The organism is Burkholderia sp. BE12, assembly GCF_002959955.1.
Classification (GTDB): Bacteria; Pseudomonadota; Gammaproteobacteria; order Burkholderiales; family Burkholderiaceae; genus Burkholderia.
Map to the genome: position 1 here is coordinate 1 of NZ_PREY01000040.1, position 17,909 is coordinate 17,909.

At 69.4% G+C, this 17,909-nt stretch carries 16 protein-coding genes; 7 read left to right on the top strand and 9 right to left on the bottom strand.

What is annotated here, in order from left to right; all coding sequences use genetic code 11:
• Positions 1-193: 193 nt before the first annotated feature.
• Positions 194-940: a YoaK family protein gene (locus C4B30_RS30750; protein WP_027785652.1), complete on the bottom strand. Its 747-nt coding sequence runs from the start codon at positions 938-940 to the stop codon at positions 194-196.
• Positions 941-1,217: 277 nt separating this feature from the next.
• On the opposite strand from C4B30_RS30750, the gene C4B30_RS30755 reads away from it, so the two are divergent.
• Positions 1,218-1,556: a hypothetical protein gene (locus tag C4B30_RS30755; protein ID WP_027785653.1), complete on the top strand. Its 339-nt coding sequence runs from the start codon at positions 1,218-1,220 to the stop codon at positions 1,554-1,556.
• 179 nt (positions 1,557-1,735) lie between these two features.
• Here the strand turns inward: C4B30_RS30755 and C4B30_RS30760 are convergent, their stop codons facing one another.
• Positions 1,736-2,263: a chromate transporter gene (locus tag C4B30_RS30760; RefSeq protein WP_027785654.1), complete on the bottom strand. Its 528-nt coding sequence runs from the start codon at positions 2,261-2,263 to the stop codon at positions 1,736-1,738.
• A complete protein-coding gene (locus tag C4B30_RS30765; RefSeq protein WP_034185448.1) occupies positions 2,260-2,904 on the bottom strand; it encodes a chromate transporter in 645 nt (214 codons plus the stop codon). The genes C4B30_RS30760 and C4B30_RS30765 overlap by 4 nt, the downstream gene beginning before the upstream one ends.
• Before the next feature lie 96 nt (positions 2,905-3,000).
• Here C4B30_RS30765 and C4B30_RS30770 point away from each other — a divergent pair, with 96 nt between their 5' ends.
• The 6 genes from C4B30_RS30770 to C4B30_RS30795 all read left to right on the top strand — a co-directional run bounded on the left by C4B30_RS30770 (position 3,001) and on the right by C4B30_RS30795 (position 9,658).
• Positions 3,001-3,885, top strand: a complete 885-nt coding sequence (locus C4B30_RS30770) for a transcriptional regulator GcvA (protein ID WP_027785656.1) — start codon at positions 3,001-3,003, stop codon at positions 3,883-3,885.
• A gap of 909 nt (positions 3,886-4,794) precedes the next feature.
• Positions 4,795-5,301 carry a Csu type fimbrial protein gene (locus C4B30_RS30775; RefSeq protein WP_027785657.1) on the top strand — a complete coding sequence of 169 codons (507 nt, stop codon included), beginning with the start codon at positions 4,795-4,797 and terminating at the stop codon, positions 5,299-5,301.
• Positions 5,302-5,420: 119 nt separating this feature from the next.
• Entirely contained in the window at positions 5,421-6,173 is a 753-nt protein-coding gene (locus C4B30_RS30780; protein WP_027785658.1) for a fimbrial biogenesis chaperone, read from the top strand.
• 37 nt (positions 6,174-6,210) lie between these two features.
• Positions 6,211-8,493, top strand: coding sequence for a fimbria/pilus outer membrane usher protein (locus C4B30_RS30785; RefSeq protein WP_027785659.1), 2,283 nt, complete (start codon positions 6,211-6,213; stop codon positions 8,491-8,493).
• The gene (locus tag C4B30_RS30790) at positions 8,490-8,996 is read left to right on the top strand and encodes a Csu type fimbrial protein (RefSeq protein ID WP_063831210.1); all 507 of its coding nucleotides are present in this window, start codon (positions 8,490-8,492) and stop codon (positions 8,994-8,996) included. The genes C4B30_RS30785 and C4B30_RS30790 overlap by 4 nt, the downstream gene beginning before the upstream one ends.
• Positions 8,997-9,178: 182 nt before the next feature.
• Positions 9,179-9,658 carry a hypothetical protein gene (locus C4B30_RS30795; protein ID WP_027785661.1) on the top strand — a complete coding sequence of 160 codons (480 nt, stop codon included), beginning with the start codon at positions 9,179-9,181 and terminating at the stop codon, positions 9,656-9,658.
• A gap of 57 nt (positions 9,659-9,715) precedes the next feature.
• On the opposite strand, the gene C4B30_RS30800 is transcribed toward C4B30_RS30795, so the two are convergent.
• From C4B30_RS30800 to C4B30_RS30830, 6 genes are all read right to left on the bottom strand, one after another.
• A complete protein-coding gene (locus tag C4B30_RS30800; protein WP_027785662.1) occupies positions 9,716-11,023 on the bottom strand; it encodes a solute carrier family 23 protein in 1,308 nt (435 codons plus the stop codon).
• A gap of 270 nt (positions 11,024-11,293) precedes the next feature.
• The gene (gene flgL, locus C4B30_RS30805; RefSeq protein WP_027785663.1) at positions 11,294-12,535 is read right to left on the bottom strand and encodes a flagellar hook-associated protein FlgL; all 1,242 of its coding nucleotides are present in this window, start codon (positions 12,533-12,535) and stop codon (positions 11,294-11,296) included.
• Between the two features lie 22 nt (positions 12,536-12,557).
• Positions 12,558-14,558, bottom strand: a complete 2,001-nt coding sequence (gene flgK, locus C4B30_RS30810) for a flagellar hook-associated protein FlgK (RefSeq protein ID WP_027785664.1) — start codon at positions 14,556-14,558, stop codon at positions 12,558-12,560.
• 193 nt (positions 14,559-14,751) lie between these two features.
• Complete coding sequence (locus tag C4B30_RS30815; RefSeq protein WP_027785665.1) at positions 14,752-15,507, bottom strand: flagellar brake protein; 756 nt, start codon at positions 15,505-15,507, stop codon at positions 14,752-14,754.
• A 224-nt stretch (positions 15,508-15,731) separates the two neighbouring features.
• Entirely contained in the window at positions 15,732-16,724 is a 993-nt protein-coding gene (flgJ, locus tag C4B30_RS30825) for a flagellar assembly peptidoglycan hydrolase FlgJ (RefSeq protein WP_027785666.1), read from the bottom strand.
• A complete protein-coding gene (locus tag C4B30_RS30830) occupies positions 16,725-17,906 on the bottom strand; it encodes a flagellar basal body P-ring protein FlgI (RefSeq protein ID WP_027785667.1) in 1,182 nt (393 codons plus the stop codon).
• Between the last annotated feature and the right edge of the window lie 3 nt (positions 17,907-17,909).

Below are 17,909 nucleotides of genomic sequence, written 5' to 3' on the forward strand. Positions count from 1 at the left end.
GGTCGGTGGGGTCGGTGCAGTCGGTGCAGTCGGTGCAGTCGGTGCAGTCGGTGCAGTCGGTGCAGTCGGTGCAGTCGGTGCGGCGGCCTGCCGTTTGCCGTTTGCCGTTTGCCGTTTGCCGTTTGCCGTTTGCCGTTTGCCGTTTGCCGTTTGCCGTTTGCCGTCAGGCCGTTTGCCGTCAGGCCGTTTGCCGTCAGGCCGTTTGCGTCGCCGCGCCGCTGCCATCACCCGCGTCGCCGTTGCCGCCCGCGTCGCCCGCCCCGCCGTTCCCTGCGCGGCGCCATGCACGCCGCACGATCTCCGCGAATGCACCGACGAGCAGCAGCACGGCGCCCCACAGCGCGATGTCCGGCACGAGCCGCGTCACGAGGCCGCCGACCACCGCGCCGGCCAGGAAACAGAAGCTGATCGTCGCGAGCAGCGCCGAATCGTGCAGCGCCCCCGCGTCGTAGCGCGGAATCAGCCCGACGAACAGCTTCTGCGCGGCGCGCCGCAGGTTGCCGGTCGTCATCACCGACGTGTACGACAGTTCCTCGAGATGGGTGAACGACAGCGTCTGCAGCGTCGCGACGAACGAGATGCCCGGAATCAGCCATGCGCTCGACGCGCCGACGAGGCCGCTCGCGGCGACGCCGAGAAACGCGATTTCGACGATCAGGCTCACGAACGCCGTATGCCGCATCCAGCCGCGCCGCGCGGCGAGGCCGAGCAGGTGCGCGACGAACACCGCGATCACGAAGCCGCCGAGCGGCGGCACGTGATGCAGCGCGGCGGCCCATTCGCCGGCCGACAGGTTGATGCCGAGGAGCGCGACGTTGCCGGTCATCGTGTTCGCGAACACGTGGCCGTGGCCGACGTACGTGTACGCGTCGAGATAGCCGCCGGACAGCGTCAGCAATGCGGCGACAGTGAGATTGCGGCTGGCGCCGTCGAGATCCATCGATCCTCCGTGGTGCGCGCCGCCCGGCCGCGCGCGGCGGGCGATGCGAATGTCGGTCGTGCCGGCAGGCGCGCCACCGGCACTGCGCGGCCGGGCTTCGCCTCGGGCCGCGCGTCAATATAATGTTTGCCGTCGGGGAACGCGCGGGCGCCGCACATCGCAGCCGGCCGAAGCGTGTCGACTACGCGATTTTCACCGCCGCAAGTCCGGCCGAGTATAACGGGCCGGCCGCGCCGGCCGTGGCCACGCGCGCCGCCCCGCTTCACCGGGCCTTCGAATGACACTTGCGAAGTTCTTCCTGCGCTACACGGTCATCCCGTTCGCCGCGATCGTGCTGGTGGCCGTCTGGGCATTCAACCGCGAATCGGGCGAGATCGATGCGCGCCAGTACGCGGCGCTGGTGGCCGCGTATCCGTCGTTCACGCCGAAGCTGAAGCACGAGGTGGCCGACGCGTTGCGCGGCGGCAGGCTTGCGAAGGCCGATTACGGCACGATCATGCGCGACGCGCTCGACGCGGGGTTCGTGGTTGATTGGCCGGCCCCGACGGACGACGTCCGCGGCGAGCGCGGCCGGCTGCTCGGCCTCGTGAACGGCGACCTGCCGTCATCGCGGTAGCCTGCGGCCGCCGCGGGCAGTGGGCAGTGGGCAGTGGGCAGCGGGTAGCGGGCAGCGGGCAGCGGGCAGCGGGCAGTGAGCAGTGAGCAGTGAGCAGTGAGCAGCAGTGAGCAGTGAGCAGCGGCGAGCGGCGAGCGGCGAACGGCGAACGGCGAACGGCGAACGGCACGATACGCCGCTCACTGCCCGATGCCCGTGAGCCCGATCAGCGCGCCGCCCCCGAGCAGCCACAGCGGATGGATGCGCGTGCGCCACGCCAGCACCGCGCATGCGGCCGTGATGCCCCACTGGATCGCGGTGCGGTTCGACGCCTCGGAAATCAGCACCGCGCTCGCCGCGACGAGCCCGGCCGTCACCGGCATCATCCCCTGCTGCACGTAGCGGCGCCACGGCCGGTCGCGAAAGCGCTCCCACGCATGCAGCGCGAGCACGGTGACGATCGACGACGGCCCGAACTTCGCGAGCGACGCGACGAGCAGCCCGGCCCAGCCGGCCACGTGCCAGCCGACCAGCGACACGATCATCATGTTCGGCCCGGGCGCCGCCTGGGCCAGCGCGAACAGCGCGGTGAACTCGTGCGCGCTCATCCAGTGATGCACGTCCACGACCTGCCGCTGCATCTCCGGCAGGATCGTGTTGCCGCCGCCGAACGCGAGCAGCGACAGTTGGCTGAAGATCGTCGCGATGGCGATCAGCGTGTCGCTCATGGCCGCCCCTCCCGTTGCGAGTCGGGCGTGCCGGACGCGGCGGCCGGCGCCGACGTGCCCGCGTCGCGGCGGCGCGACGCGAGCCAGATGCTGACGGGCGTCAGCACGAGCATCGTGGTCAGCAGCGGCATGCGCAGCACCGCGATCGCGACGAGCGCGCACACCGCGATCGCAGCCGCCGTGCGCGGCGCCCGGAGCAGCGGCTTCGCCACCTTCACGGCCATCGCGACGAGCAGGCCGGCCGCCGCCGCGGCGAGCCCCGCGAACAGGTGCTGCACGCGCGGATCGCTCTGGGTCTTCGCGTACAGCACGCCGAGCGCGACGACGACGAGCGTCGGGCCCGCGATCAGCCCGAGAATGCCGGCGAACGCGCCGGCGACGCCGCGAAAGCGCATGCCGACGGCGACCGACAGGTTGATCACGTTGCCGCCCGGCAGGAACTGGCACAGGCCGAGCAGATCGGTGAATTCGTCGGCGGAGAGCCATTTGCGCTCGTCGACGATCGTGCGCCGCGCGAACGGCAATGCGCCGCCGAACGACATCAGGCCGAGCGACAGGAAACCGGTGAACAGCTCGGTGAGGCCGACGCCGCGGCGGGACGCGGCAGGCGGCGGGGAGGCGGGCGGCAAAGCGGATTGCATGGGGCTCCTCATCAAACGGTGAATCGAGATTACCGCCGTTCAGGATTCCGGCAAAACGATTTTATCGGCGAGTCCTTGTGATCTAGAATCACAAGCATGGCACGCGATCTCCCGCCCTTTTCCGCGCTTCGGGCCTTTGAAGCCGCGGCACGACATGAAAGCTTCAGCGCCGCCGGCGACGAGCTGCATGTGACTCACGGTGCCATCAGCCGGCAGATTGCCGGGTTCGAGGCGTGGCTCGGCAAGCCGGTGTTCCACCGCTACGGCAAGCGCGTGAAGCTCACCGACGAAGGCCGCCGCTACCTGGACACCGTGCGCGCGGCGTTCGACAGCATCGCGCACGCGACCGAGCAGTTGCGCAATACCGGCGCGGCGCGCGTCCTGCGCATCAACGCGCTGCCGACCTTCGCGATGAAATGGCTGCTGCCGCGGCTGTCGCGGTTCCAGCGCGACGTGCCGAACGTCGAGCTGAAGCTGTCGACGTCGAATGCGCCGCTCGACGCGCTGAACGGCTTCGACGTCGCGATCCGCCGCGGCCCCGGCCACTGGCCGAACTGCACGAGCGGCCACTTCCTCGACGAAAGCGTGATTCCGGTGTGCAGCCCGGCACTGCTCAAGCGCGCGCCGATCGCCCGCGCGGACGATCTCGCGCGGCACGTGCTGCTGCATTCGGATACGCGGCCGGAAGGCTGGCGCGACTGGTTCGCGGCGGCCGGCGTCGCGATGAAGGGGCGCAAGCGGCAGTCGTTCGACCACTTCTACCTGGCGCTGCAGGCGGCCGTCGACGGGCTCGGTGTCGCGCTCGGCCCGTTGCCGCTGATCGACGACGAACTCGCGAGCGGGCGCCTGGTGATGCCGCTCGACGGCCCACGCATCGCCACGCGCAGCTACTGGTGGATCGCGCCGGGCGCACCGGCCGACGATCCGCTCGTCGCGCAGTTCTGCGCGTGGCTCGACGCGCAGGCGAACGCAAACGCATGACGCGCTACGCACCCGACACCTGATCGCCACGCAGGCGCCGCGCTGCCGCCCGCCCCACACACGTTGCAAGACTGAAACCATTCGCACGCGTCGCGTCCGTTTCCCCTGCGGATTCGCGGTCGCGCCGCACATGCGATCCCCCGTCATTCCGGCCTTTCCGCACCGGGTCTGGCGCGCCGCCGGCCCGCGCCGCCGCAGCAGGTTTCACGCCTGAAACATCGCCCCCTCCGAAACGGCGCACGGCGGCAAACGCCGACCGCTCAGCCCCTGTCCGCGCGGCTTTCCGCGCGCTGGCCCACTGCTTGCTGATACAGCCGTGCAGACAACGACGACTGCACGGCCGGACGGTTCGATGCAGACGACAAACAATCATCAAGCAGGTCGGGGAAATCATGTCGAAAATCATATCGGCCGTCACACGGCTGCTGTCTCGCATCACTGCTCCTGTCACTGCTCCTGCCTGGCATCGCCTGATGCCGGCGGCGCGACTTCGCGCCGCCGACATCCGATACGCCGACACGGTCCGCATCGTCACCCGACGTCACGACGCCTCGATTCGATAGGCAAGCCCCGGGAAGTCCCAGCCGGGCGCATGCGCCACGACGACGATCCGCGCCGTTCGCGCGGGCATTGCCGCCGACGACCGCTCCGCGCGCGAAGCAAGCGCGCCGGCGGCGACGGCCGCGAGATGTCGTACGCCCCGCAGCGCCGAGGCCGGGCCTCCCGAGCCCCAAGCGCCGCGCCTGTCCGGCCGGCGCATACCGACACGAAGGAGGCGCCCACCCAGCAAACGACCCATTCCGACCCAACCAGAAGACCCATTGCGCATCCGGACGATCGAGATCCCGTCCCGAACGACCCTCTCGTCGCACCGGCCGCACGTTCCAGCTTTCAAGGGAGAAACCCATCATGACGCAATCCGTACTGACCAAGGCGGCGCTGGCCGCATCGCTCGCTTGCGTGGCCGTCGCGGCATCGGCCGGCCAGGCCAGCTCGACGTTCGGCGTGTCCGCCACCGTCAACGCAACCTGCCTGATCGACTCGGCGAGCGCGCTGACCTTCCCCGCCTACACGCCGGGCACCGGCGATCAGACGGCCCAGTCGGCGATCACGGTCCGCTGCACGAACGGGACGAATTTCAACATCGGCCTGAATGCGGGCACCACGTCGGGCGCCACGGTCGCGAGCCGCATCATGACGAGCGGTTCGAATCAGCTCAATTACACGCTGTACCAGGATTCGAACCGCACGGTCGTCTGGGGCAACACGCCGCCGACCGACACCGTCAACGGCACGGGCGCCGGCATGGCGATGGCCCAGGCAATCACCAAGACCGTCTACGGCAAGGTGCCGGACCAGCCCAACGCCGTGCCGGGCAACTACGCCGACACGGTGACCGTCACCGTGACGTTTTAGCGCGGCGCGGGAGGGCCCGTCGCATCCCGCATGCGCGCGCCCTCCCCACCGGCCGCCACCGCGCCCGTCGCGCGCAGCGCCGCGCATGGCGAAGCGAATCTCACAGGGGTAGATCTGCGATGAAACCGAACACGTGCCAACTCGCGAAGTGGATCGCGGCCGCAACGCTTGCCGCGGCATGCGTCGACAGTCATGCAACGAATTTCACGGTGTCGCCCGTTCGCGTCGAACTGTCCGCGGCGCACACGAGCGTCGCGCTCACGGTCAGGAACGAGTCGGCCGACGAACCCGTGATCGTCCAGCTGGGTACCGCCGCGTGGTCGCAAAACGCGGGCGACGACGTCTATGCGTCCACCGGCGACCTGATTGCCGCTCCGCCCATTTTCACGATCCCGCCCGGCGGTTCGCAGGTCGTGCGGGTCGGCCTGCGACACGCGCCGAGCGCGGATCAGGAAATCGGCTACCGGCTGTATCTGCGCGAAGTGCCGCCCACGCCGAAGCCGGGATTCGCCGGCGTGCAGATCGCGCTCGAAATGAGCCTGCCGATCTTCGTGAGGCCGAAGACCGACACCGCCCCTCGCCTGCGCTGGGCAGCGGCCCCGCGTCCGAGCGGCGCCGGCATGCTCGCGCTGCGCGTGACCAACGAAGGCACCGCGCATGCGCAGGTGGCGAACCTCGAGCTGCTCGCGCCGGGCAGCGACCGGCCGGTCGCCACGCATGCGGAGTTCGCCTACATTCTGCCGGGCCAGTCGCGGCAGCTGATGTTCAAACCCGGCTCCGGCGCCGTACCGGCCGTTGCTTCCGGATTGCATTTGGTCGGCTACTCCGATGCGGGCAACATCGACTCCACGATCGCGCCGAACGACCGCTAAGGCGGCGATCCTGATCGCGATCATCATGAGCACACGGATGACATTCGCGGAAGAACGTCCGGTCGCGGCACCGGCGGCACCGGCGGCGCACGCCGCGGCGGGCGGCGCCGCCGAGCTGCTGTATCAGGTCGACATCAACCGGCAGGGGCTCGACGAAACCGCGTTGCTGATCAAGGCGGCCGACGGCGAATTCTACGTGTCGGCCGACGACCTGAAGCGCTGGCGGCTCAAGTTGCCGGACGTCCGGCCGCTGGCCGGCGCCGACGCGCCGTTCTACCCGCTGAAGTCGATCGCGGGGCTCGCCTGCACGGTCGACGAGAAAAATCTGACGATGTCGATCAGCGTGCCTGCCGATGCGTTCGTCGGCGCGTCGTTCGACGAGACGGAGCGGAATCGCCGGCCCGCGGTCGAACCGGGCATCGGCGGCTTCTTCAATTACGACCTGCTCGCCGAGCAGGCCGCGGGCCGCACGCATGGCTCGGGCCTGTTCGAGCTCGGCTTCTTCAATCGTTTCGGCGTCGGCGTCGGCACGTTCCTCGCGGACGAGTCGGGCCCCACCCGCCGGCTGACGCGCCTCGAAACCACGTGGACGACCGATCGCCCCGGCAAGCTCGCCAGCCTGCGCATCGGCGACGCGATCAGCCGCCCCGGCATGTGGGGCCGCGCGATCCGCTTCGGCGGCATTCAGTACGCGACCAATTTCGCGACGCAGCCCGGGCTCGTCACGATTCCGCTCCAGGGCGTGAGCGGGCAGGCCGTGCTGCCTTCGACCGTCGACGTCTACGTCAACAACGCGCTCACGTCGACGCGCGACGTCGCGCCCGGCCCGTTCGCGATCAACAACGTGCCCGTGGTGACCGGCCAGGGCGACGTGCGGGTCGTGGTGCGCGACGTCATGGGCCGCGAACAGGTGATCACCCAGTCGTTCTACGCGAGCGCGAATCTCCTCAAGCAAGGCATGCAGGACTTCTCGTACGAGGTCGGCAAGGAGCGGCGGGATTTCGGCCTGGCAAGCAACGACTACGGACGATGGTTCGCCAGCGCGACGCACCGGATCGGCGTGACCGACCGGTTCACCGGCGAGATCCACGCCGAAGCCGAAGCATCCCGGCAGAACCTCGGCGTCGGCGGCGTGTTGCTGGCCGGCCCGCTCGGCGTCGTCAATGCGGCCGCGGCGGCGAGCCGCAGCGCCGACGGCCCCGGCGCACTTGCGGTGATCGGCGTGGAGAGCCAGTCGGGCCTCGTCGACATCGGCGCGCACGCGCAATGGGCCACGCCGCATTTCGCGCAGATCGGGCTCGAGCCGGGCACGCCCGCGCCGAAGCTGCTGACGAGCTTCAACATCGGCGTCGGGATGGGCCGCTTCGGCTCGCTCGGGCTCGCGCACGTGTTCGTCGACGATCGCGGCGGCTACAAGGTTCAGCTGCTGTCGCTCAGCTACAGCGTTCAGCTCGGCCGTTTCGGCTTCGCGAACGTCAGCGTCAGCAAGCCGCTGGGCGGATCGGGCGCGACCAGCGTCGGCGTCGCGTGGACGATACCGATCGACAACCGCACGAGCGCGTCCTTCGTGACGACGCACCAGCAGGGCGCGACCGACATGCTCGCGCAAGTGCAGCGCAGCCTGCCGGTCGGCGAAGGATTCGGCTACTCGGTTCAGGCGGGCAACAACACGCAGGATGCGAGCGCGACGCTGCAGACGCGCACCGGCACCTACAGCGTCGAGGCCGCGTCCTATCGCGGCCGGGCCGGCGTCAGGGCCAACGCATCGGGCGGCGTCGCGTTCGTCGACGGCACGGCGCGCCTGTCGCGCCAGATCACCGACAGCTTCGCGCTCGTCAAGGTGCCGGGCTTCGCCAACGTCGGCATCCTCGCGGACAACCAGCTCGTCGCTCACACCGACGCCAACGGCGTCGCGCTGCTGCCGCGGCTGCGCGCCTATGAAAGCAATCCGATCTCGATCGAGCAGGCCGACCTGCCGTTCGACGCGAAGATCGGCACGCTGAAGCTCGACGCGGTGCCCTATTTCCGCAGCGGCATGGCGCTCGAGTTTCCGATCTCGCGTTCGCGCGGCGCGGTGCTCACGCTCGATCTCGAGAACGGCGCGCACTTGCCGGCAGGCGCGGTCGTCACGGTCGCGGGGCAGAAGGAAGCCTTCCCGGTCGGCCACGACGGCGTCGTCTATCTCACCGGACTGTCGGAGCAGAACCGCCTGCGCGCGACGTGGCGCGACCAGCAGTGCGACCTGACCGTCCGCTTTCCCGCCGGCGACGATCCGCTGCCGGACCTGGGCACCCATCTTTGCAAGGGAGTCACACCATGAGACATCGCAAGCATGCCGGGCGGCGCGACCGGCTGACGCGCGTTCGCGCCGCCGCGGCGGCGCTCGCGGCCGGCGCGGCCGTGCTGCACGCACTGCCCGCGCTCGCGGCGACGACCTGCACGATGAACGCGCCGTCGTCGATGGTGTTCGGCACGTACGACACGATCAATGCCGCCACCTCCGCGGTCACGATCTCGGTCAACTGCACCGGCAGCGGTACCGCCACGCCGACGGTGTCGGCAAGCATGGGCGGCGGCACCTACGCGAATCGCCTGATGACCCGGACCGGCGGCGCGCAGACGTTGGGCTACAACATGTATCTCGACAGCGCGCACACGACGATCTGGGGCGACGGCACGAGCGGCACGTCCACGATTTCGTGGGGCAAGACCAACGGCGCCGCCAACTTCAGCTCGACCGTGTACGGCTTGATCCGCGGCGGCCAGAACGTCGTGCCGGGCGGCTACGCGGACCAGAACATCACGATCATGTTCAACTACTAGGCGAAGCGGCGGCGCGCGCACGATCCCGCCGCCGCGTCGATCGCCACCATGGACTCAGACAACGGGTGCAGATCATGAATCGAATCGAGACAGCGCGTGCCGCCGCATCGCGGCGCAGGCAGTGCGGACGGCGCGGCGCATCCCAATCCGCGCCGATACGGGCCGCTCGCCACGCGAAACGGATGCTGGCCGCGATGGCCGCGCTATCGATCGTGTCGTTCGGCGCCGGGCCGGGCCCGGCCGATGCGAAGCAGGCCACCCGGTCGGTGCAGGTCGGCGCGACGGTCCAGCCGTACGCGCGGCTCAAGGCGACCAGTCCGGTCCAGCTCGTGATCGCGAACAAGGACACGAGCGTCGGCTCCCTGAGCGTGCCGAACGTCAACAACCCCGCCGGGACGACGCTTGCGGTCCAGACCAACGACCGGGCCGGGTACACGGTGCTGGTGCAGATCGCCGCCGCCAGCCAGTCGCAGTTCAGCTCGATCGAGATCGGCGGCATCGGCGGCAAGGTCGTGCTGCCGGCGACGGGCGGCAAGATCGCCGTGCCGTATACGGCGCTCAACACGACCTTCACGGTGACCTATCGTTTCGTGTTCGCGCCGAAGGCGAAGGACGGGACCTTCGCCTGGCCGGTTACGTTCTCGGTGCAGCCCAACCCGTGACGTCCGACGATCGCCGGGGCCGAGGGCGAGGCCGGCAGTCGTGATCGGCGCCGCGGCTCACACCACCGGGCCCGGTTCCTTTTCCTTGCGCAGGATCGCGTACAGGATGATCGCGCCGAAGGTCGCGGTGCCGATCCCGCCGAGCCCGAAGCCGCCGATCTTCAGCGAGAAGTCGCCGGCGCCGAGCACCAGCGTGACGGCCGCGACGATCAGGTTGCGGTTGTCGGAGAAGTCGACCTTGTTGACGACCCAGATCCGCGCGCCCGTCACCGCGATCAGCCCGAACACGACGATCGACACGCCGCCGAGCACGGGGCCCGGGATCGTCTGGATCACCGCGCCGAACTTCGGCGAGAAGCCGAGCCCGATCGCGATCAGCGCGGCGAGCGCGAACACGAGCGTCGAGTAGATCCGCGTGACGGCCATCACGCCGATGTTCTCCGCGTAGGTGGTCACGCCCGTGCCGCCGACGCTGCCCGAGACGATCGTCGCGAGCCCGTCGCCGATGAACGCGCGGCCGACGTAGCGGTCGAGGCTGGTGCCCGTCATCGCGCTGACGGCCTTGATGTGGCCGAGGTTCTCCGCGACCAGGATCACCGCGATCGGCGCGAGCATCAGCATCGCGTGCGGATCGAACACCGGCGCGCGGAAGCTCGGCACGCCGAACCACGCGGCATGCGCGACGATCGCGAAATCGATCGGCTTGCCGAGACCCATCCCGTTGGTCGCGATCGCGTAGATCACGTAGGCGATCACGAGCCCGACGAGGATCAACAGGCGCTGCATCATCCCGCGCGCGAACACCGCGACGCCGCCGACGCACAGCACCGTGACGAGCGCCATCACCGATTCGAAGGTCGAGGCCGACACGCCCTTGACCGCGATCGGCGCGAGGTTCAGCCCGATCACCGCGACCACCGCGCCGGTCACGACCGGCGGCATCAGCGTCTCGATCCAGCGCGTGCCGATCGCCTGCACCAGCGCGCCGAGCGCGACGTACACGACGCCGCACGCGACGATCCCGCCGAGCGCGACCGGAATGTTCGGGTTGGGCCCGCTGCCGCCGTAGCCCGTCACCGCGATCACCAAGCCGATGAACGCGAAGCTCGAGCCGAGATAGCTCGGCACGCGCCCGCCGACCAGCACGAAGAACAGCAGCGTGCCGATGCCCGACATGAAGATGCACAGGTTCGGGTCGAAGCCCATCAGCAGCGGCGCGAGCACGGTCGAACCGAACATCGCGACGACGTGCTGCACGCCCATCGCGATCATCTGCGGCCACGCGAGGCGCTCGTCGGGGCCGACCACGCGCGAGGCCGCGCCGGTCGGTTGGACCCGCCAGCGCGGGAAGTAGGAATCGGACATGGGGAAAGCGCTCCTGTCGGTCGTCGGTCGCCGGCTGCGAAGGATGCGCCGGTCTGGAATCTGGCGCGAGTTTACGGAGCGGAATGGGGGCTGGCAAGCGACCCGGTAGGCAGGGCCGGCCAGACGAGAACGCGGCAGGCCGCGCGAGAGAACCGGTGCGCGACCGCGCGGCCCGGCGAAGCGCCCGTCCGCGCATGATGCGCGGCTGGCGGCGGCAAGCGTCGGCCGCGAAGTAAGCATGCGCTCACATCGAAGCCGGCGCCGCGTTCCTCACGGGTTGATGTACTGGAACAGCGACAGGTTCTGCAGTTGCACGTACGCCTTCTGCGCGCCGGTCAGCGCGTTCTGCACCTGCAGGTACTGGCTGATCGTCGTGACCATGTTGGTGCTGGTCAGGTCCGTCAGGTTGCTGGTCGTCTGCAGCGACGCGGTCTGGGTGACGGCCTGCATCGCCTTCACTTCCTGCTCGCGGCCGCCGACGGATGCCTGGATCGTCGTCACGTTGCGCATCGTGTTGCCGACCTTGATCGACCCGGTCATCAGCGCGTTCTTCAGCGACACGGCCGCGACAGGGTTGCCGGTCACCGGCGTCTTCAGCGCCGCGATCATCGAGTCGAGCGTCGAGAAGATGTCGGCGCCGCCGCTCGCCTGCGGGCCGGGCGTCACGGCGAACGTATCGCCGCTGCTCGGCGTGCCCGATACGGCCACCGTCATCCCGCTGCCGAGCGCGATCGACGCACCCGACGTGTAGGCCTGCGCGGGCGTCGTGGTCGGCGGCTTGGCCGAGCTGTCGGTCACCGTGTAGGTCGGCGCGGCGGGCGTGCCGCCGAACGTGATCGCGAAATGGTGATCGTTGGTCGCGGCGGACGGGTCCGTCACCGTCACCGCGCCGATCGCGCCGGTGCCGACGTTGCCGGCGCCGGCCGACGGAACCTGCGCGCTGCCGAGCGACGGCACGGACATGAACACCGCCGAACCGGTGTCGCCCTGCGACACGCTGCTCGAATCGGCGATCTGCACCTGGCGCGTGCCCGAGTCGCCGACGTAGCTGATGCTGCCGTTCGGGCTGGCCGTGAACGGCGCCGTCGAATTGTTCAGGCCGGCGAACAGGTAATTGCCGGCACCGTCGTTCGAGTTCGCGAGCGTCACCAGCTGGTCGCGATAGCCTTGCAGCTGCGTCGCGAGCGCCGAGCGGTCGCTGTCGGCCAGCGAGCCGTCGCCGGCACGCACGATCAGCGTCTGCACGCCGGTCAGCACGCTGCTCACGCTCTGCAGCGCCTGGTCCTCGGCCTGCAGCGACGCGAGCGCGGTGGTCTGGTTGGTCGCATACTGCGACAGCGTCGCCGACGTCATCGACAGCTGCACGGCCTGCGCCGCGCCGACCGGGTTGTCGGCCGGCGTCTGCAGGCTCGTGCCGCTCGAAATCTGCTGGTACAGCTGCGCGAGCTGCGCCTGCTGATCGTTCATCTGTGAAACGTTCAGCTGGAAGAACTGGGCGCTGGAAATTCGCATCGCTTCTATCCCTCGAATCCGGTCAGTTGAACAGGCCGAGCACGGTCTGGAACAGCGTCGCCGCCGTCTGGATCACTTTCGCGTTCGCCTGGTAAAGCTGCTGGTACTGCATCAGGTTCGCCGCTTCCTCGTTCTGGTTCACGCCCGACACCGACTGCTGCGCGGTCGTGATCTGGCCGACGAGCGAGGTCTGCGCGGCGCTCGACGACTTCAGCTGGCTCGCCGTGTTGCCGATCGCGTTCACGTAGTTCGCATACGCGCCGGTCAGCGTCGTCGTGCCGCCGCCGAGCGCCTTCGCGGTGACGAGCTGCGACAGCGCTTGTGCGTTGGAGCCGTCGCTCGTGCCGCCCGCGTACGGTCCGATCGTGAACGTGTCGCCATCCGACGGCGCGCCGGACAGCGTGACGGTCACGCCGTTCATCACGCCCGCCGGAGCCGGCTGCGTGGTGCTGTTGATCGTCAGCTTCGCGCCGGCCGTCGCGTTGTACGGCACGCTGTCGGTCGGGCTCGTGATCGTCACCGAGGTCGGCGGGGTGCCCGCGATCGTCACCGTGGTGCCGGCCGGGAAGCCCGACAGCGACTGCGACGCCGCGTCGTAGGTCAGCTTGGTCGGCGTCGTCGGCACCTGATAGCCGGCGCTCACCGCGCCCTGCGTGATCTTTGCCGTGCCGATGTTGGTTTTCGATGCCGCAGCGACCACCGGCGACGCGGCCGCGATCGCCGAGCCGCTCGTGGTCGCGAGGCCGAAGCCGGTCAGCGCGCCGCGCGTCGGCAGCACGGTGAACTGGTCGCCGGCATTCATCGCGCCGGACGAGAACGAGAAGTTCAGCCCGCCGAGCGAGACCGGCATCGGACCCGCCTTCTGGTCGACCACCGACCCGCTCGCGCGGTCGGTCAGCGTGTAGTTCGTGCCGTCGTACGACAGCGTGTAGTCGCTCGTCGTCGGCTGCGACGCATTGGCGAACGACACGGACAGCGACGCGTTGCCGGTGTTGCCCTGATTCGAATAGACGGTCGGGTTCGTCACCGTGAACAGGTTGCCGCCCGGCTTGCCCGCCAGATCGACGCCGAGCGCGTTCTGCGCGTTGACCTGCGCGGCGAAGCTGGTCGCGAGCGCGCCGAGTTGCGCCTGCGCCGGGTCGAGCGTCTGACGGCGGAACGCGAGCAGGCCGCCGAGCGTGCCGCCCGACAGCGACGCATCCGGCAGCGCCTGGTTCGGCCCCTGCGGATTCGCGCCGGCGATGCCCTGCGACACGACAGTCAGCTCGCTCGGATCGGACGACGACGTGACGGTCGCAAGCTGGTAGCTCTTGTCGGCGACGACGAGCGGCTGGCCGCCCGCGAGGAATACGCTGTAGCCGCTGTCGTTGCGCACGACCTGCACGCCGGCGAGGCTCGACAGGTTCGACACCGCGAGGTCGCGCTGGTCCATCAGCTGGTTCGGCGGCTGCCCCTGGCTGCTCGCCGCCGAGATCTGCTGGTTCAGCTGCGCGATCTGCGCGGTGTACGTGTTGATCTGCGACACGGTGCTGGTGAGCTGCGTGTTCACGCTCTGGCGCAACGCGTCGTATTGCTGGCCCGCCGCCTTCAGCTGGTCGCCGAGAATCTGCGCGTTGCTGATCGCGGTCTGCCGCACCGACGGATCGGACGCATTGTTCGCGACGTTCTGCAGCCCGGTGAAGTAGCTCGTGATCGCGGTCGAGATGCCGGCCGTCGGGCTGCCGACGTAGTTGTTCAGCTGCGCGACGAGCGAATACCACGTCGACAGCGCGCCGCCCTGCGTCTGCGCGCCGTTCAGCTGGTCGCTCAGGTACTGGCTGTACTGCCGCTGCACGGTGACGGTGTTCACGCCCTGGGGCATGTAGCCGCTGCTGGTGTACTGGCCGCTCGCCTCGGCATAGACGGGCCGCTCGACCGAATAGCCGGGCGTCGCGGCGTTGCTGATGTTCTGGCCGGTCGTCGTGAGGCCCCAGAGCGCGGCATTCAGGCCGCTGACGCCGAGGTTCATGAGTGAGTTGGACATGCGCGATCCTGATGAGCCGGCCGCGCTGCGGCCGCCGGGTTGCGTGACTCCCGGTATAACGGCCGCGGATCGAAAAAATTGAGGAAAAAATGCGTGCGCGGCGCACGGGCGTGCGTCGCCGGTCGAAGCGGCCGGCGGGCGTGCCGGCGGGGCTGTGCGGGCGGCCCGTGCGGGGCCGGCCGCCGGGTGCGCGTCAGGCCCGCGCGAGCGAGCGGCGCTTCATTTCGAGCTGCGTGATCAGCCGCTGCAGCGTGTTCTCCGCGCTGCCCGGCAGCGACATGTAGCGGAAGCCGAGCTGGTAGCGCCGCGAGCCGTTCGGCAGCTGCGTCGAACGCTGCGACACCAGTTGCAGGTCGAGCGACAGCTTGCCGTGGCCGGTCAGCTCGAGCTCGACGTCCGGCAGCAGCGTGCCGACCTCGAGCGCCTCGACGCGCTCGTCGGCCGTGCGCAGCCCCACGCCGCCGAGCGACAGGTTGTGCACCTCGAACAGGAAGCTTTCACCGTCCGGCAGCTTGCCGCGGCAGAGGAACGGATCGACGATCGGCGCGTCGACGCGGAAATATTCGCGGCGCTGGATGCAGACCAGCACGTCGGGAAAATCGGCGACGAACGCGGGCAGCCCCTCGTAGCGCGTCTCGCGCGGCGTGCCCGTGGTGAATTCGACGCGCACGCCCTCCGGCGCGGCCGCGAACGTGCAGTGCGACGCGCCGAGGATGCCGGCGTTCTGCTCGGACAGCGCGCCCCAGTCGAACGTGAACGTCCGTTCGCCGACGTCGACCTCGAGCAGGCGCGTGACGAGCTGGCCGCCCGGGTACTGGACGGTCAGGAAATCGCCCCGGTTCACGAGGTTGCGCAGCTGCACGCCGATTTCCAGCGGGTTGCGGCGGGCATAGTCGGGCCCGGAGTGGCCTGAATCCAGGCTGGGGTCCATCGACGTTTCGATATTCATGGCTAGCCGGTCTTTCTTGTCTTGTCATGGGCGCCCGGACAACCGGTGCGCAGTAAAACCGGGCCAGAACACCGGCCCGGCCGCAGGTCTCTCACACTTAGCGGCAGTGCTGACCGAAAGTTTAGATCGAAACGGTGATTTATTTCGCGCAAACGTTGAAACCGCGCGCGGCGGGATGCCGGGCGCGGTCCGAAGGGATGCCACAGCGGCGCCGGGCGGGCCCGTCAGCCGATCTGCTGCATGATCGAGATCAGCTTCTTCGCGTAATTCGGGTCGGTTGCGTAGCCGGCTTTCTGCATGCCGTGCGCGAAGCCTTCGACGCTGCGGCTCGCGCTCAGCACGCCCGCGTAGCGCGGATTGTTCTTCAGCAGGTTCGCGTAATCGGTCATCGCGTGCTCGTACGAGTCGTACGCGCGGAACTTCGCGACCACGCGGCGCGGCGTGCCGTTCACGTATTCGGTGGTCAGCGCCGACACGGTGCGGCCGGTCCAGCTCTTGTTCGCCTTGATGCCGAACACGTTGTAGCTGGTCGAGCCGTCCGCCGCACGGATCTCGCGCTTGCCCCAGCCCGATTCGAGCGCGGCCTGGCCGACGATGAAACGCGCCGGGATGCCGGTCGTCGCACTGGCCGCCTGCGCGGGGGCCGCGAGCCGGTCGACGAACGCGTCCGCGTTCTGCACGCCGCTCGCGCCCTTCAGCGGCGGCGTCAGCGCGCTGCCGGCCGAATAGCCGCGCGCGCCGGCAAGCCCGCCGTTGTTCGCCGCGTTCGCATAGGCCTTCGCCATCGCGTTCATCGCGGCGAGGCTGCCTTCGTTGCCGGCCGTGCCGGGGCCGCCGGCGCCCATGCCGCCCATGCCGCTTGCACCGACGTCGGCCGCCGTGTCGCTGCCCGCGCCGACGCCCGCATTGCGCAGCAACTGCTTCATCAGCGCGTCGGCGACGCCGATCCCGTGCTTCGACATCTGCTGCGCGAGCTGCTGATCGAGCATCGACGTGTACATCTTCGACGTATGCGAATCGAACAGCCCGCCGTCGGGCGACGCGTCGCGCATGCTCTTGAGCATCATCTGCGTGAACATCGCGTCGAACTGGCCGGCCACCGCCTTCGCGCCGGCCTGCGGCGACTGCTTCGCCTGCGCGCGCAGCGCATCGAAACCCTGCACGTCGAGCGCGAAGCGCTGCGTGAGGTCATTCGCGTTGGGGAGATTCGCCGCCATTTAGATCACCTCCAGGTCGGCGCGCAGCGCGCCGGCCGCCTTCATCGCCTGCAGGATCGACATCAGGTCCGCGGGCGTCGCGCCGAGCGTGTTCAGCGCCTTCACGACGTCGGCGAGATTCGCGCCGGCCGTCACCATCTTCAGCGCGCCGTTGTCCTGCTTGAGCTGGATCTGCGACTGCTGCGCCACCACCGTCTGCCCGTTCGAGAACGGCCCCGGCTGCGACACCACCGGCTGCGTGTTGACAACCACCGACAGGTTGCCGTGCGCGACCGCGCAGCTTTGCAGCGTGACCATCTGGTTCATCACGATCGAGCCGGTGCGCGCGTTCAGGATCACCTTGGCGGCGGCCTTGTCCGGGCTCACGTCGAGGTTCTGCAGCCGCGCCATGAACGCGACCTGCTGCGCGGAGTCGGCCGGCGCCGCGAGCTGGATCGTGCGGCCGTCGAGCGCCGTCGCGGTGCCCGGGCCGAAGCTCGAGTTGACCGCGGACACGATCCGCTGCGCGGTGCCGTAATCCATGTCGTTCAGTTGCAGTTGCAGCACGCCGTTCATCTGCGCGATCGCGTTGGGCACTGCGCGCTCGACGATCGCGCCGCCGACGATCCGGCCGGCCGCGAGCTGGTTCACCTGCACGCGGCTGCCGTTCGCGCTGGCGCCCGCGCCGCCGACCGCCATGTTGCCCTGCGCAAGCGCATACACCTGGCCGTCCGCGCCCTTCAGCGGCGTGAGCAGCAGCGTGCCGCCGCGCAGGCTCTTCGCATTGCCGAGCGACGACACGGTCACGTCGAGCGCCTCGCCCGGCCGTGCGAACGGCGGCAGCGTGGCCGTCACCATCACGGCCGCGACGTTCTTCAACTGCATGTTGTTCAGCGACGACGGGCCGCCGTTGGCCGAACCGTTGTTGATCGAGATGCCGAGGTTCGCGAGCATGTTCGCGAGCGTCTGCGTCGTAAACGGCGTCTGCATCGTCTGGTCGCCCGTGCCGTCGAGGCCGACGACGAGGCCATAGCCGATCAGCGGGTTGTCGCGCACGCCCTGGATCTGCGCGAGATCCTTCAGGCGCTCCGCGTGCGCGGGCGTGGCGCCGAGCACGCAGGCGGCCACGGCCGCGAACGCGACGGCGAGCCGCGCGGCGGCATGCGCGCGGGCCGACAGGCGGCTGAACAGGGTCGTCTGCATCGT

What these genes read in the sequence shown, in the direction of transcription:
- C4B30_RS30750 (WP_027785652.1), bottom strand. Translation starts at nt 940, where the DNA reads ATGGATCTCGACGGCGCCAGCCGCAATCTCACTGTCGCCGCATTGCTG.
- C4B30_RS30755 (WP_027785653.1), top strand. Translation starts at nt 1,218, where the DNA reads ATGACACTTGCGAAGTTCTTCCTGCGCTACACGGTCATCCCGTTCGCC.
- C4B30_RS30760 (WP_027785654.1), bottom strand. Translation starts at nt 2,263, where the DNA reads ATGAGCGACACGCTGATCGCCATCGCGACGATCTTCAGCCAACTGTCG.
- C4B30_RS30765 (WP_034185448.1), bottom strand. Translation starts at nt 2,904, where the DNA reads ATGCAATCCGCTTTGCCGCCCGCCTCCCCGCCGCCTGCCGCGTCCCGC.
- C4B30_RS30770 (WP_027785656.1), top strand. Translation starts at nt 3,001, where the DNA reads ATGGCACGCGATCTCCCGCCCTTTTCCGCGCTTCGGGCCTTTGAAGCC.
- C4B30_RS30775 (WP_027785657.1), top strand. Translation starts at nt 4,795, where the DNA reads ATGACGCAATCCGTACTGACCAAGGCGGCGCTGGCCGCATCGCTCGCT.
- C4B30_RS30780 (WP_027785658.1), top strand. Translation starts at nt 5,421, where the DNA reads ATGAAACCGAACACGTGCCAACTCGCGAAGTGGATCGCGGCCGCAACG.
- C4B30_RS30785 (WP_027785659.1), top strand. Translation starts at nt 6,211, where the DNA reads ATGACATTCGCGGAAGAACGTCCGGTCGCGGCACCGGCGGCACCGGCG.
- C4B30_RS30790 (WP_063831210.1), top strand. Translation starts at nt 8,490, where the DNA reads ATGAGACATCGCAAGCATGCCGGGCGGCGCGACCGGCTGACGCGCGTT.
- C4B30_RS30795 (WP_027785661.1), top strand. Translation starts at nt 9,179, where the DNA reads ATGCTGGCCGCGATGGCCGCGCTATCGATCGTGTCGTTCGGCGCCGGG.
- C4B30_RS30800 (WP_027785662.1), bottom strand. Translation starts at nt 11,023, where the DNA reads ATGTCCGATTCCTACTTCCCGCGCTGGCGGGTCCAACCGACCGGCGCG.
- flgL (WP_027785663.1), bottom strand. Translation starts at nt 12,535, where the DNA reads ATGCGAATTTCCAGCGCCCAGTTCTTCCAGCTGAACGTTTCACAGATG.
- flgK (WP_027785664.1), bottom strand. Translation starts at nt 14,558, where the DNA reads ATGTCCAACTCACTCATGAACCTCGGCGTCAGCGGCCTGAATGCCGCG.
- C4B30_RS30815 (WP_027785665.1), bottom strand. Translation starts at nt 15,507, where the DNA reads ATGAATATCGAAACGTCGATGGACCCCAGCCTGGATTCAGGCCACTCC.
- flgJ (WP_027785666.1), bottom strand. Translation starts at nt 16,724, where the DNA reads ATGGCGGCGAATCTCCCCAACGCGAATGACCTCACGCAGCGCTTCGCG.
- C4B30_RS30830 (WP_027785667.1), bottom strand. Translation starts at nt 17,906, where the DNA reads ATGCAGACGACCCTGTTCAGCCGCCTGTCGGCCCGCGCGCATGCCGCC.